The sequence below is a fragment of the Salipaludibacillus sp. CUR1 genome (genome assembly GCF_021028955.1).
In the GTDB taxonomy this organism is placed as follows: domain Bacteria; phylum Bacillota; class Bacilli; order Bacillales; family Salisediminibacteriaceae; genus Salipaludibacillus.
Genome location: NZ_JAIWPE010000001.1, coordinates 1 through 13,924, shown reverse-complemented (window position 1 = coordinate 13,924; position 13,924 = coordinate 1). Strand labels below are relative to the sequence as shown.

Genomic DNA, 13,924 nt, shown 5'->3' with positions numbered 1-13,924 from the left:
AGCATTGACTTATAAGTGCTTTATGACCTATACTTTTCATGCGTATGCTCCTTTGTAGAGGATTGGGAACAAGTATTGGTCTCTCCTCTACAATAGGAGCTTTTTTTGTGTTTGTAAACTTAAAATTACAATATATTCCATTCGTGCAAGGCTACTGGGTCTGACCCCCCATTTTCTGGATTTTGTTATAATAGGACTCAGTACATATATTTTAAGAATGGAGAGGATTAAATGACTTTACCGCACGTAGATGAAACCGTTGATGTGATTAAGGAGCTTGTAGAGATACCGAGTCCTTCCGGTAATACGGGAGAGGTGATCAGGTTTACAGAGGAGTTTCTGGCTGATTTGGGGGTCGAGACGAAAAGGAACCGCAAAGGCGGGCTGATTGCTGTTTTACCAGGGGAAAATCAAACGAAGCATCGGATGCTCACGGCTCATGTTGATACGCTTGGAGCAATGGTTAAAGAAATAAAACCGGGCGGCAGGCTTAAACTTGATCTCATCGGCGGCTTTAAATACAACGCGATCGAAGGAGAGTATTGCACGATTGAGACGTCGTCGGGCAAAAATTTTAATGGAACGATTCTGATGCACCAGACATCTGTCCACGTTTATAAAGATGCAGGAAAAGCAGAGCGCAATCAGGCGAATATGGAAGTCCGTATAGATGAAAAAGTGTCATCGGCTGAAGAGGTAAGGGCCCTGGGCATCGAAGTGGGGGATTTCGTCTCTTTTGATCCTCGGGCACAGGTTCTGGACAATGGCTTTATTAAATCGCGCCACCTGGATGATAAAGCAAGTGTCGGAATACTACTTCAGCTTATCAAAGGCATAGTCGAAGGCAAGGTCGAGCTTCCATATACAACGAATTTTTTGATATCCAACAATGAGGAAATCGGCTACGGAGGCAACTCAAATATTACCCCGGAAACGGTTGAGTATCTGGCCGTGGATATGGGGGCGATGGGAGATGGACAATCGACTGACGAGTACACCGCTTCAATTTGCGTCAAGGACGCAAGCGGGCCGTATCATTATGAGCTTCGCAAAAATCTCGTGAAGATTGCAGAAGAGAACGGAATTAAATACAAGCTGGATATTTATCCTTATTACGGATCTGACGCTTCGGCTGCGATCCGTGCGGGCAACGATATCGTCCACGGCCTCGTAGGACCGGGCATTGATTCATCGCATGCTTACGAACGGACTCATAAAGAATCAATCGATGAAACAACTAAACTGCTGTGGCATTATGTTCAGTCAGAGATGGTTGAATAATACTTAAATCCGCCGGTTCACTTTCAGCGAAGGCTTATACCACAGGCATAAGTGCAACATAGGTCATTAGGAGCTTCGGCTAACCTCTTCACGTCCTGTGAAAACGCCGAAGTCACCACATCCGTGTGGAAGTTCGCTGTGTTTTCTTTACCCGAGGTTTGTCTTCAACTAACTTTCCCGAAGGGTTGCTTCGGGAAAGTGGATTTTCAGACTGCGCTAATCCTCCTGGTGTCCTCGCCTTCGTTCCCCGGTCATTTATATTATTGTGGTTTGTTAATAAGCTGCTGGACGAGAAGCTGAGGGGGAAAAGCACCCCGGTCAACTGAAGTTTTTCTTTATTCTTCTGTAAACCAGGCTTTGTATGTGATTACTTTCGCAATACCCGATGTTTTTTCTTTACCGCAAGTGTATCGTCATTTCAAATCAACAACGCCTATTAACAGCTGCAACACTAAAAGACCTGGAGCGACGGGTGGGCACCCGCGTTCCAGGCCTTTTTTGCACATTAAGAAAAGTGCATCAGGCTTTTTTAACTGCGGCTTCTGAAGCTATTCAAAAAATGGGTACGGCCGGCGCTCTTTTTGGATGGTGACTGTTTTATCTGTCGTGAATTTATCCAAGACCCATTCCCCTCCAAAGCGTCCAAGGCCGGAATCTTTTTCACCGCCAAACGCCATGTGGGCTTCATCGTTTACAGGCTGGTCGTTAATGTGAATCATTCCTGTTTCGATCTGTTCAGCGATTCTCTCGCCGTGTTCAATGGTACCGGTATGGACAGCGCCGCTTAATCCGTAAGGCACCTCGTTCGCAAGATTAACGGCCTCTTCTTCATCCTTAAAACTTATGACAGGAGCGACAGGGCCAAAAATTTCATTTTTAGCAATAGGCATATCGTTAGTTACGTTTGTTAAAATAGCAGGGTGAATCAGATTCCCTTCAATTTTTCCGCCTAGAATAAGTTCAGCGCCTTGATTAAGTGATTGCTCTAAATCATCCTGGATTCGCTCCACTTGAGACCTGTTAATAAGCGGGCCTATCACCGTGTCTTGTTCAGACGGATCCCCTGTTTTAAGGCTTTCCAATTTCTTTTTAAAAATATCAACAAACTCGTCATGAATCCCTTCATGTACGAGAATACGATTAATACTCATGCAAATTTGCCCCTGGTGCAGGAATTTACCGAAGGCCGCTGATTCGGCTGCCGCATCCAGATCGGCGTCTTTTGTTACAATCAGCACGTTGTTGCCGCCAAGTTCAAGGGCGGTATCTTTTATTTTTTCGCCAGCCTGTTTGGCAATGTGGCTGCCGACTTCTGTTGACCCTGTAAATGAAATGACTTTTGGTACGGGATGCTGAACAAAGGCATCACCTATTTCGGAACCGCGGCCGGCTATGACGTTAATTAAACCTTCCGGGGCGCCTGCTTCGTGAAAAATATCTGCGAGAAGTGTGCCAGCTGTCACAATCGTATCGGAAGCCGGTTTAAGGACGACTGTATTACCCGTAGCAATAGCTGGAGCGACAGACCGCATGGAGAGGTGGAATGGAAAGTTCCACGGGCCAATGACTCCAATCACTCCTTTAGGATTTTTGTGAACACGGATTTCCTTACCGGGAATGTCAGAATCCATCAATTGCCCTTTCATGCGGTAAGGGAAGGAGGCGGACTCCTTTGCTATGCCGCGGGCAATGTCAAATTCCAGTTGAGCTTTCATAAGTGTGCTTCCCGATTCTTTAACGAGCCAGCTTATAATCTCGTCTTTTCGTTTATCCATCACCTGAATCACGTGCTCCAGAAGCTGCTGTTTTTCTCCTGGAGGAGTGGCGGCCCATGTTTTCTGGGCTTTCTCTGCTGATTTGTAGGCTTCGTTCAGATCCTCTTCAGATGCTGAAGCCATTTCAAAAATAACTTCCTCACTGTGAGGGTTAATGTTCTCAAGCGTTTTACTGCTGGAACCGTCTATCCAATTGCCATTTATATACTGTTTTGCGAAGTCTGCTGTTTGGGACATCGCGAAATCCCTCCTCTAGTCGTTTCATTCTCACAGGTGAAGATTCCCTTTAACAGAAACCTGTTAAACATCACCGAAGAGGTATTTCCAGTAAATGGGGGGTCTGACCCCCAGCTGGCATGACCCCCAGCTGGCAGTTACCTTTGGATCGAGGCGGCCATGCGGATGTAAGTGTGCCGTTTGCCGCGGATCGTAATTGAATAAGCCATAATATTTTCAGGTATGGCAATGCCTGTATAGCCGGCGTCCCCGATATGGTGGATATCAGCGCCGACTATTTTGTTATTAAGAGCGAACTGGCGGATCGTGGATTCATCGGCGCCTTCCTGGCTTGTCCCGATTGTAAGCATCGTTAAACCGCCTTTTTGATGGGCGCGAGTCACTTTCTCCTGCATTTTTTCAACAGAAATTCCCGGGACTGTTCCAGGCGACGGTAAAAGTAACACATCCGCTCCGGCATCGATAAACTGATCGATTGCCTCGTCCGGGATCATATCTGCGCCTGTTTCAGCTGAAATTCCTGAACTGTGCATTTTTCCCGCAATAATCATGACCTCGTCTTTCAGGATAGTCTTCGCCCTTTGTATTGCTTTCGAAATTTCACTGTTGCTGACTCCTGTCTTTGGATTTCCGGTCAGACAGACGAAATCGAAGCCGAGCCTTTTTACTTGTTCCAAAGCTTTTTCGGAGGCTGTACGCCCTTCTGATACAGCGAGGCGTTCTTCGAGGGACCGCGCGTCAACGTCAATTGGCTCGAGATTTAATCCAATTGGTCTCCCAGTGAGAGTTTTCAGATATGGAATAATTTCTTCAGCTTTTTTATCTGCTATACCGGCGACAGCGGGGTCAAAAACATCAAAAACATTAAGTAATATAAGGTCTGCTCCAAAAGATGCCGCCAGTTCCGCATTTGTGATTTCATGAAACAGAGGGGGAGCAGGCGAAACAATTTCTGAGAGGATCGTTCGGCCTTCCGATGCCCTGATAGCCTGAGTTAAATCTGACGCGTTCATTTTTGTAAAATCTGAGGCTCTGCAGTCCAGTAGACGTTTCACTTTACCAACAACTCCTTATTTAAAAATGAAAAATGGAGAACCTGCTTTAGGGGCAGTTTCTCCTTAGTCCCAGAAAATGGGGGGACAGACCCCCCATTTTTTGGATGCTACAGTTTTTTGCGCATGGCGTCTGCGACGAATTCCACGTCTGTTCCTACGACAACTTGTATATCAGTGGAATTCAGTTTCATAACCCCTTTAGCGCCTGTCTTTTTAAGCATTTTCTCATCAACTTTACTCATGTCTTTCACTTTCATTCTGAGTCGGGTGACACAATTATCGAGAGTGGAAATATTCTCTTTGCCTCCAAGGCCTACAATGTAGTCTTCCGCCATCTGTTCATATTTATCAGCGGACTGGTCAACAGCTCCTTCAGCTTCTCCTTCTTCCTCTTCGTCTTCACGTCCTGGTGTTTTCAGGTCAAGAGCGCGAATGAGGAAGTAGAAGACCACAAAGTATATACCTGCGTAGGCAAGGCCGACTACGGCGAGCAGCACAGGCTGGGTGGCGATTCCGAAGTTCAGGAAGTAGTCAATCGCCCCGGCCGAGAATCCAAACCCGTGCAAGATGCCTAACGCGTTGGTCACCACCATCGAAGAAGCTGTTAATAAGGCGTGCACAACATAAAGAAGCGGTGAGAGGAACATGAACGAAAATTCAATTGGTTCAGTAATCCCTGTAAGGAAAGACGTGAACGCAATACCGATCATCATTCCGGCAACCGCTTTACGGCGGTGCGCTTTTGCAGCAAGAATCATTGCAAGACATGCGGCAGGAAGGGCAAACATCATGATTGGGAAAAATCCTACCATAAACTGCCCTGCAGTCGGGTCTCCGGCGAAGAATCTGTTTAAGTCGCCAGTTGCACCGTTATATTCGCCGAACTCAAACCAGACGAGTGAGTTTAACACGTGGTGAAGGCCGATAGGAATAAGTAAACGGTTTAAGAATCCGTACACACCTACACCTACAGCTCCGGAACCGATAATCCACTGTCCGAGTCCGTCGATGGCTCCCTGGATTGGCGGCCACACAAAGCCGAATATGGCTGCAAAAATGATCATCGCAGCGGCTGTGACTATAGGCACGAACCGCCTGCCGCCAAAGAAGCCGAGCCATTGCGGCAGCTGGATGGCATGGTATTTGTTATAAAGCAGACCGGCGACAACCCCGCTGAATATACCACCGAGGAACGCCATGTTAATTTCTTCGTTAATTGCCTGCGTCCCTTCAGTTAAAACGAAGAACCCTATAGCCCCGGCAAGACCGGCAGCACCGTTTCCGTCTTTGGACATCCCAATCGCCACACCGATCGCAAATAGCAAAGGCAGGTTGTCAAACAGCGCCCCACCAGCAGCTGCCATAAACGGGATGTCTAACACATCTTCGGCCCCGAGTCTTAACAAAAGAGCGGCGGCTGGCAAAGATGCAATCGGAAGCATAAGCGCTTTACCGATTCTTTGTAAAAAACTAAGCATGATAAAAGACCCCTTTCATTTTAAAAGTGAAATAAATAAGAGCAAAGAAAAACACTGCGGGCATCCTTAATTCGGAAATCCTCACCACCTTTGTACAACTATATGTATGACAGCGCTTTCCTTAACAGTAAAAAATAATAAATAGTGTGTTCTATAATAACGCTGTTGAATCCAGTTTATCACTTAGAAGTAAAGTTGTCTATACCACTAATTGAAGAATCAGAACAGAAGTCCTTATTTTGTCATAAATAGGACAAAAAGGGGGGACAGACCCCCCAGTTGTTTCCAGTTATTTGTGCTTCTGCTTTTTCTCTAAGAATATAGTTTAACGGGGGCGTTTTAGGTCAATATATACCTTAGGTACTATATTTTATATTTCGTATGAAAGGACGGCATGCTCTATGTCCAACGATTCAATGCAGGAACAGAACTGGTACAGTAAAGACACAGATGAGACACTGAAAGAGTTTGAAGTCAAAGAGTCTGAAGGGCTGTCCCAGGACGATGTAAGTGAAAGGCTGAACAAATATGGAAGGAATGAGCTGCCTGAGGAAGAAGGCGAGAATTCTTTTATTAAGTTTTTGAAGCACTTTAATGATGTGCTGATTTACATTCTTCTCGTGGCGGCTGTCGTGACTGCCCTGCTTGGGCACTTCATTGATACTGCCGTTATTCTTCTAGTGGCGATCATCAATGCAAGTATTGGTTATTTCCAGGAAAGCAAAGCTGAAAAAGCACTTGAAGGCATAAAAAATATGCTGTCACTTGAAGCAAATGTGCTGAGAAACGGTGAAAAAAGAGAAGTGGACGCCGCAGAAGTGGTCCCGGGGGATATTGTGTACCTCAGTGCCGGGGACAAAATCCCGGCCGATATCCGGCTGCTGTCGGCTGATAATTTAAAAGTCGAAGAAGCTGCTTTAACGGGGGAATCCACCTCAGCTGAGAAGAGTACGAACGTGCTTGATGAGGATACCGTGTTAGGGGACCGGGAAAACATGGCTTTTTCCGGAACATCAGTCACTTCAGGTTCGGGTCATGGGATTGTGACCGCCACCGGGGAAAATACAGAGATTGGAAAAATTAATCAATCCATATCCCAGGTTGAAGAGCTTAAAACCCCGCTGATGAAACAGACCGACCGGTTCGGTAAACAAGTGGCTGTCTTTATCCTGGTGGCTGCCGTATTTATTTACTTATTTGGATTCTTTATAAGAGATTACGGAGCAGGAGAACTTCTATTATCCATTATTGGTCTGGCTGTAGCAGCTATTCCGGAAGGGCTTCCGGCTATTATCTCCATCATCCTCGCTCTCGGTGTGCAGAATATGGCCAAACGGAAGGCCATTGTGCGTAACCTGCCTTCCGTGGAAACACTCGGAGCCGTGTCTGTCATCTGTTCCGATAAAACTGGTACACTGACAAAAAATGAAATGACAGTCACCTCAGTAATGACAAAAGATGATAGTTATGAAGTGACAGGAACAGGTTATGCGCCTGAAGGCGAAATCAGAGATGGAGATGAAGAAGCTGATGCAGAACAGCGAGGAGACTTGCTTGAACTGCTGACTGCTATGAAAACATGTAATGATTCCACTTTAAGAAAAGATGAAGAAGGCCACTGGACAATTAATGGGGAACCGACTGAAGGCTGCCTGCTCACTTTAGCAGAAAAAGCGAACACAGATATTGACAGGCTGGATGTCCAGTCCAAAATACCGTTTGATTCGGCTTATAAATATATGGCGGTGCTGACAGAAAGAGACGGGGAAAAACTCATTTATGTTAAAGGAGCCCCTGACCGTCTTTTTGAAATGGCCGAAAAAGGCAATGGAGACTTCGACCGTTCCTATTGGGAAAAGAAAATGAAGCAGCGTACGACAAAAGGGGAACGTGTCCTGAGTGCCGGCTTTAAAAAGGTGTCTGATGACGTTACAAAAATTGACCATGAAGACCTCGAAGAAGGAGTCGAATTTTTAGGCCTGACAGGCATTATCGACCCTCCGAGGGAAGAAGCAATAAGCGCAGTAAAAGAATGCACGAAAGCAGGAATCGGTGTCAAAATGATTACCGGCGACCACAAAGATACGGCGATGGCCATTGGGAAACAATTAGGAATCGGCGATGGCCAAAAGGGGCTGGAAGGCAGGGACATTGATAAAATGTCAGACGACGAACTGTCTGAAGCTATATTGGAATATGACGTTTTTGCAAGAACAAGCCCTGACAATAAATTAAGAATTGTGGAAGCCCTGCAGGAAAATAACCAGGTTTCTGCGATGACCGGCGATGGGGTAAATGATGCTCCTGCACTTAAGCGGGCAGATATTGGAGTAGCCATGGGGATAAAAGGAACTGAAGTGGCCAAAGAATCCTCCCAGATGGTGCTCGTGGACGATAATTTTGAAACGATAGTCAATGCCGTGGAAGAAGGACGGCGGGTTTATGCCAATCTGAAAAAAACAATATTATTTATTTTACCAACCAATGGTGCCCAGTCATTTTTAATAATGATCAGTATTCTGCTGGGAACGCTCATGCCGCTTACTCCAATCCAGATTCTGTGGGTAAACATGGTTATCGCGGTAACAGTCTCTCTTGCACTGGCGTTTGAGCCGCTGGAAAAAGGAGCGATGGAACGGCCGCCGCGACCGGTTAAAACACCGTTGCTGACTCCTTATTATATTTTCAGGATTATCTTTGTGTCCCTTTTAATCGGCGGCGGGACAATGATATTATTTATGAACCTGATTAATCAGGGAATAGATGAAGCGATGATTAACAGTGTCGTCCTTCAGACGATAGTGATTATGCAGATGTTCCACTTATTCAATACGCGTAATGAAATCGGCTTTGCGTTTAACAAGAACTTTTTCAAAAATAAGTTTGCGTTTATCGTTTCCGGTGTTTTACTCGCACTTCAGGCATTTATTTTATACGTGCCGTTTATGAATACAGCGTTCGGAACTGTGCCTCTTGGATGGACGTATTGGATCATTCCGTTCATTCTGGGCGCCATCGTATTTACAGTAATTGAAGCGGAAAAAGCAATTACCCGGAAAGTAGTGCAGAAAAAAGAAAAAGAGAGTTAAGAAAAAGAGGCCCCTTACGAGTAAGGGGGCTCTTTCTGCTGAGGAGAGAACTTTTGGGGAAATCGTCCGGCCGTGGAAGTTTCCTGCTTTGGAGGATGGTCACTCAGCAGCAATTCAACGACTGACTGCCGGTTACGGGCAGCGAAGGTGGAAACAGGCCGCTCAGGTTTATTTATAAAAAATGTTTTGCCCTTTTGTTTGTACTCCTCAATATCTTCCCTTATAAAGTTTATAATGCCTGGGGAGACATAGGGTTTGTTTTGAGACACGGTTAAATGAATTTGCCGCTCTAACTTAAATTTTTCATAATCAAAAATAACGCCGTTGCCGAGTTCAAGAAGTTCAGTGACACCTTGAATAAAAACCGGCCCCCGCATCACAAAGATAATCGGATCTTTTATAAGGGGAAGAATGTTTATTTCTTTCACTTCAGAGGTTGTCTCAGCCGGGAAGGAGGTGAGATGAACATAGTGAATTCTTTTCACTAACTGAATAGTATGCAGAAAACGCCGCATATTATATTCCATGGTCTCCGTCTCCCCTTTCATTTGCACACGAATAGTTAAAATACCTTGAAAAAGATTAACGGGGTAAGCTCTTTCTTTTAAATTATACCATTAATTATATAAATTAACCATTTAATAAGGTATATGTATCTAGGTCTTTTGGTTCGTTGTTTGTATTTCCAGTAAATGGGGGGTCTGACCCCTATGTGAATTTGCCTTTTAAAAGAAAGGCGTTGAGCGGGAGGGGGCGAGAGTGCTGAAGGGAGGAAGGACAGGCTTAATAAAGGGGCGAAAAGCGCCCTGCTGTCTTGAGCGAGGGCGCTTAGTGATAGCTTAGCTTATTTTCTGGTCTGCTCTTTTTGGTGTCAATTTATCTTTAAAGACGACTGTACGGATATATGGGATAACCCACCGGTCGCCTCCAAACCTTCCGGCATTGTACCCTGCTGCGATGATGAAAATAGTCAATAAAACCATCCAAGGGTTTGACGAGATCGTGCCGGCAAACATGAAAGCAAAGTTCATAACGAGCCCGAAGAACGCTGCAGCGGTAGTGAGAATACCAAATATCAGACCAAGCCCTACGAGTACCTCACCCCAGGCAACCATAAAGCTGAACATCCCAGAGTTTGGAAGAGCAAAATTTTCAATAAACGCATGATACGTCGGATATTGTTCCATCACTTCTTCGTTTCCGACCACTCCTTGTAAATAACCGGTCGCATCAAATTCCCCAAACGCTTTATCCCATCCTGAAGTTAACCACTGCCATCCTATATACACCCGTAAAACTGTCAAAATCCCAGCTGCAATTTTGTTATTCCTTAAGAAATCCATAAACATGGTCAATTCCTCCTCATAAAAAAGTTTAAGTGAGAAGACAGCCTGTGCTCACTTGTTAACTTTCTGCACTGCGTTTTGTTAGTGACCACTAACTATCTTTCTGATTACAGTATATAATACAGCAGCCCCTCCTAACGGTTAAACCTGTGAGAATCCTGTTGCAAAGGCATGACGTTTTTGTGAATGAATGAGCAAAAACGTCGTTTCCAGGAAATGGGGGGTCTGACCCCTATGTGAAAATCCCTTTGTAAGCCCCTCTCCAAGTCTTCTTTCTTCTTATTTAAATGGAACAAGTTGTGAATAGCGTGATATTAGCAAAATTTGTTATAATAGCATGGAAAGACGGCTGATTGCTCCGGTATACTCCCGTAACTGACAAAATAATTAGAAAAAATTGATTATTGGCTTTGCTTTTTGTTAGTATTAAACTTAATCTAATGCTGGACCTCTTTTATTGTAAGTGGGACAGTTTATGTCTGCGTGGACACAAGTTGTCCCACTTGCGATCTCTATCCTGCTTTTCAGATGGCTGGAGGTCCGGCAAAATCTTATACTTTATGAATCTGAATTTTTAACCGGATTAGAAGTATAAGGAGATTAAAGCTTCGCCAGGGGTTTACGAGTTTATGCGGGGAGCAGATGAGACAGGAAGCAGGCAGGTTTGTCTGATGTATCCGCACCGGCGATCAGCAATTTTCTTTACAGGAGGATGATGGCATGATTGAGACGAAAGATCCTAACGGAAGATTAAGGGAAGATGTAAAAAAGCTTGGAAACATTTTAGGACAAGTTTTAATTCACCATGGCGGAGAAGAATTATTCAATGAAGTTGAACAAATCCGCGAAATCACAAAGGGACTGCGTGAGGACTTTAATGATGCTGATTATAAAAAGCTGAAAGAAAAGATTAGTAAATTGGAATCGCCGTACAGGCAGGATGTGATCCGGGCCTTCGCAACGTATTTCCATCTCATTAACATTGCGGAACAGAACCACCGTATCCGCCGCTCCCGGGAGTACCGTATGAAAGAAGACGGACAGGCACAGCCGATTTCGATCGAAAGAGCCGTGCAGACGCTTAAAGAGGACGATCATTCGCCGGAAGTTATCCAGCAGATTATTGATGATCTTTCCATTGAGCTGATTATGACTGCTCACCCGACAGAAGCTGCAAAAAGGACAGTTCTGGAAATTCAAAAACGTATTTCTTATATTTTACAAAAGCTTGACACTCGTGTTTTAACTAAAAAAGAGAAGGACAACCTTGAAGAAAGTCTCGTCAATGAAGTGACCGCTCTTTGGCAGACAGATGAACTGCGCCATAAAAAGCCTACGGTCATCGACGAGGTTAAAAACGGCCTCTATTATTTTGACCAGACATTGTTTAAAGTCCTTCCGGCAATCCACCGGGAACTTGAGGAGCAATTGGACGATTATTATCCTGGCCATCAGTGGCGCGTACCGAACTTCCTTCATTTCGGTTCATGGATAGGCGGAGACCGTGACGGAAACCCGTTTGTAACACCTGAAGTGACCTGGGAGACGCTGAAGCTTCAGCGCGGACTCGCTCTGAAAAAATATGATGAATCTCTAGTGGATTTAATGCGGAGGTTCAGCCAGTCAACGGCACGGGTTTCTATTGATGAAGAGCTTATTCAATCCGTGGAAGAGGGCGAAAAAGCCTATATGAAAAAAGCAGATATGTGGCCGATCCAATCTGAGGTGTACCGCCGCAAATTTGCAATTATGCTTAAGCGTCTTCGCCAGGTCGGCAAGTCAAAAACGGGCTACGATGTAGCGGAAGAGTTGCTGGACGACTTGCTTCTAATCAAACAGAGTGCTCAAGAGCACCAGCAGGAAGGGCATCAGCTTAAAAAGCTAGCTAAGCTTATCCGCCAGGTGGAATTATTCGGCTTCCATGTCGCGACGCTTGATGTAAGAAACCACAGCGGCGAACATGAGACTGCGGTGGCTGAGATGCTTAAAGTGGTTGGAATTTCTAAAGACTACAAATCATTGAGTGAAGATGAGAAACTGACAGTCTTACAGGATGTGCTTAAGGACCCTCGTCCGCTCATGCTGCTGAATGAAGATTATTCAGAGGAAACAAGGGATATCTTTGAAGTGTTCCGGATGATCAAACAAGCTCATGATGAATTTGGCAGCCGGTCCATCGAAGTCTATCTGGTCAGTATGACGCAATCCCCGAGTGATTTGCTTGAAGTTCTCGTTTTAGCAAAAGAGGCAGGTATTTACAGGCTCCATGCTGACGGAAGAGTTGAGAGCGGATTGCACGTGGCGCCGCTTCTTGAAACAGTGGATGACCTTATTGCCGGTCCGGAAATTATGAAAACACTGTTTAAAATGGATGTCTACAGAAACCATATTCACGAGCGCGGAAACCACCAGGAAATCATGCTTGGCTATTCCGACGGAAGTAAAGACGGCGGGACATTAACAGCTAACTGGAAGCTATTTAAAGCCCAGCAGGAAATTCATGATATGGCACGCGAATTTAATATTGGCCTTAAATTTTTCCACGGGCGAGGCGGATCATTAGGCCGCGGCGGAGGACCGCTGAACCGGAGTATTGTTTCCCAGCCGGCTGAAACTCTTCTTGACGGTGTGAAAATTACAGAGCAGGGAGAAGTGCTTTCTTCAAGATATCTGTTAGGTGATATCGCCTTCCGAAACCTGGAACAGGCGGCGTCAGCGCTCATTTCCTCTTCTTCAAAGGTGCACAGCGAATCGGTTAAAGTCACCGGCTTGAAAAAAGAGTGGGAAGAAGCGATGGAAGAAATTTCAGAACATGCCCTTAAAAAATACCAGTCTCTCGTTTTTGGAGATAAAGACTTTCTCACTTATTTTAAGCAGACAACACCTTTAAATGAACTGAGGGAATTGAATATCGGTTCCCGGCCGATGAGCCGAAAGAACAGCGAGAAATTTGAGGACTTACGGGCTATTCCCTGGGTGTTCGCCTGGACGCAGTGCCGCCAGAACCTGCCGGCGTGGTATGCAGCAGGGACAGGGCTTCAGGCTTTCGCTTCAAAGAGTGAAGAAAACTTGAAAGTCCTCCAGGAAATGTATGAAGTATGGCCGTTCTTTGAATCTACAATTAATAATCTTCAAATGGCGCTCATGAAAGCCGATCTGCAGACAGCAGAAGAGTATGTAGCGCTTGTACAGGATAAATCAATAGGGGAGCGGATTTTCTCAGATATTAAAGAGGAATTTGCACGAAGCCGGGATGTCTTGCTTAAAATCTCCCAAAGCGAGGAGCTTTTAGATCATACGCCAAACATCCAGGCATCTGTGCACCGCAGAAACCCTTACGTCGATCCGCTGAACTACCTTCAGGTGGACCTGATTAAAAAGATGCGTGCATCCGAAGGCAAAAAGTCAGATGAACTGTTAACTGAAGTTCTGTTAACCATCAGCGGTGTGGCAGCCGGTCTCGTCAACACAGGCTGATAACCAAAAACTGGGGGGTCTGTCCCCCCATAAAATGGAATTGCCTCAGGGGCAGACTTTCCAGTAAATGGGGGGTCTGACCCATAACGATTGCACGTAAGTAAAATAAATACACCAATGTTAATATATGTAAACAATATTTTGGGTTAATTTTAAAAAAAGGCGGACGAGGCATATAACGACCTT

At 45.2% G+C, this 13,924-nt stretch carries 8 protein-coding genes; 3 read left to right on the top strand and 5 right to left on the bottom strand.

Features of this window, described 5'->3' with window-relative positions:
* Positions 1 to 231 precede the first annotated feature (231 nt).
* Complete coding sequence (locus K8O68_RS00040) at positions 232 to 1,281, top strand: M42 family metallopeptidase (protein WP_230894907.1); 1,050 nt, start codon at positions 232 to 234, stop codon at positions 1,279 to 1,281.
* Between the two features lie 548 nt (positions 1,282 to 1,829).
* Here K8O68_RS00040 and K8O68_RS00035 read toward each other — a convergent pair.
* From K8O68_RS00035 to nagE, 3 genes are all read right to left on the bottom strand, one after another.
* A complete protein-coding gene (locus tag K8O68_RS00035) occupies positions 1,830 to 3,293 on the bottom strand; it encodes an aldehyde dehydrogenase family protein (RefSeq protein ID WP_230894906.1) in 1,464 nt (487 codons plus the stop codon).
* 137 nt (positions 3,294 to 3,430) lie between these two features.
* Positions 3,431 to 4,348: a DUF7916 family protein gene (locus K8O68_RS00030; RefSeq protein ID WP_230894905.1), complete on the bottom strand. Its 918-nt coding sequence runs from the start codon at positions 4,346 to 4,348 to the stop codon at positions 3,431 to 3,433.
* 107 nt (positions 4,349 to 4,455) lie between these two features.
* Positions 4,456 to 5,826: an N-acetylglucosamine-specific PTS transporter subunit IIBC gene (gene nagE, locus K8O68_RS00025; RefSeq protein WP_230894904.1), complete on the bottom strand. Its 1,371-nt coding sequence runs from the start codon at positions 5,824 to 5,826 to the stop codon at positions 4,456 to 4,458.
* A gap of 401 nt (positions 5,827 to 6,227) precedes the next feature.
* Here nagE and K8O68_RS00020 point away from each other — a divergent pair, with 401 nt between their 5' ends.
* Positions 6,228 to 8,915: a cation-transporting P-type ATPase gene (locus K8O68_RS00020; protein WP_230894903.1), complete on the top strand. Its 2,688-nt coding sequence runs from the start codon at positions 6,228 to 6,230 to the stop codon at positions 8,913 to 8,915.
* A gap of 14 nt (positions 8,916 to 8,929) precedes the next feature.
* Here the strand turns inward: K8O68_RS00020 and K8O68_RS00015 are convergent, their stop codons facing one another.
* Together K8O68_RS00015 and K8O68_RS00010 are read right to left on the bottom strand one after the other, a co-directional pair.
* On the bottom strand, positions 8,930 to 9,442 hold the full coding sequence (locus tag K8O68_RS00015; protein WP_230894902.1) for a hypothetical protein: 513 nt from the start codon (positions 9,440 to 9,442) through the stop codon (positions 8,930 to 8,932).
* A gap of 312 nt (positions 9,443 to 9,754) precedes the next feature.
* Positions 9,755 to 10,264, bottom strand: a complete 510-nt coding sequence (locus tag K8O68_RS00010; RefSeq protein WP_230894901.1) for a DoxX family protein — start codon at positions 10,262 to 10,264, stop codon at positions 9,755 to 9,757.
* 717 nt (positions 10,265 to 10,981) lie between these two features.
* Here K8O68_RS00010 and ppc point away from each other — a divergent pair.
* Positions 10,982 to 13,738 (top strand): phosphoenolpyruvate carboxylase, encoded by a 2,757-nt coding sequence (ppc, locus tag K8O68_RS00005; protein WP_230894900.1) that lies wholly within the window; start codon positions 10,982 to 10,984, stop codon positions 13,736 to 13,738.
* Positions 13,739 to 13,924: the final 186 nt, after the last annotated feature.

What these genes read in the sequence shown, in the direction of transcription:
- K8O68_RS00035 (WP_230894906.1), bottom strand. Translation starts at nt 3,293, where the DNA reads ATGTCCCAAACAGCAGACTTCGCAAAACAGTATATAAATGGCAATTGG.
- K8O68_RS00015 (WP_230894902.1), bottom strand. Translation starts at nt 9,442, where the DNA reads ATGGAATATAATATGCGGCGTTTTCTGCATACTATTCAGTTAGTGAAA.
- nagE (WP_230894904.1), bottom strand. Translation starts at nt 5,826, where the DNA reads ATGCTTAGTTTTTTACAAAGAATCGGTAAAGCGCTTATGCTTCCGATT.
- ppc (WP_230894900.1), top strand. Translation starts at nt 10,982, where the DNA reads ATGATTGAGACGAAAGATCCTAACGGAAGATTAAGGGAAGATGTAAAA.
- K8O68_RS00020 (WP_230894903.1), top strand. Translation starts at nt 6,228, where the DNA reads ATGTCCAACGATTCAATGCAGGAACAGAACTGGTACAGTAAAGACACA.
- K8O68_RS00010 (WP_230894901.1), bottom strand. Translation starts at nt 10,264, where the DNA reads ATGTTTATGGATTTCTTAAGGAATAACAAAATTGCAGCTGGGATTTTG.
- K8O68_RS00040 (WP_230894907.1), top strand. Translation starts at nt 232, where the DNA reads ATGACTTTACCGCACGTAGATGAAACCGTTGATGTGATTAAGGAGCTT.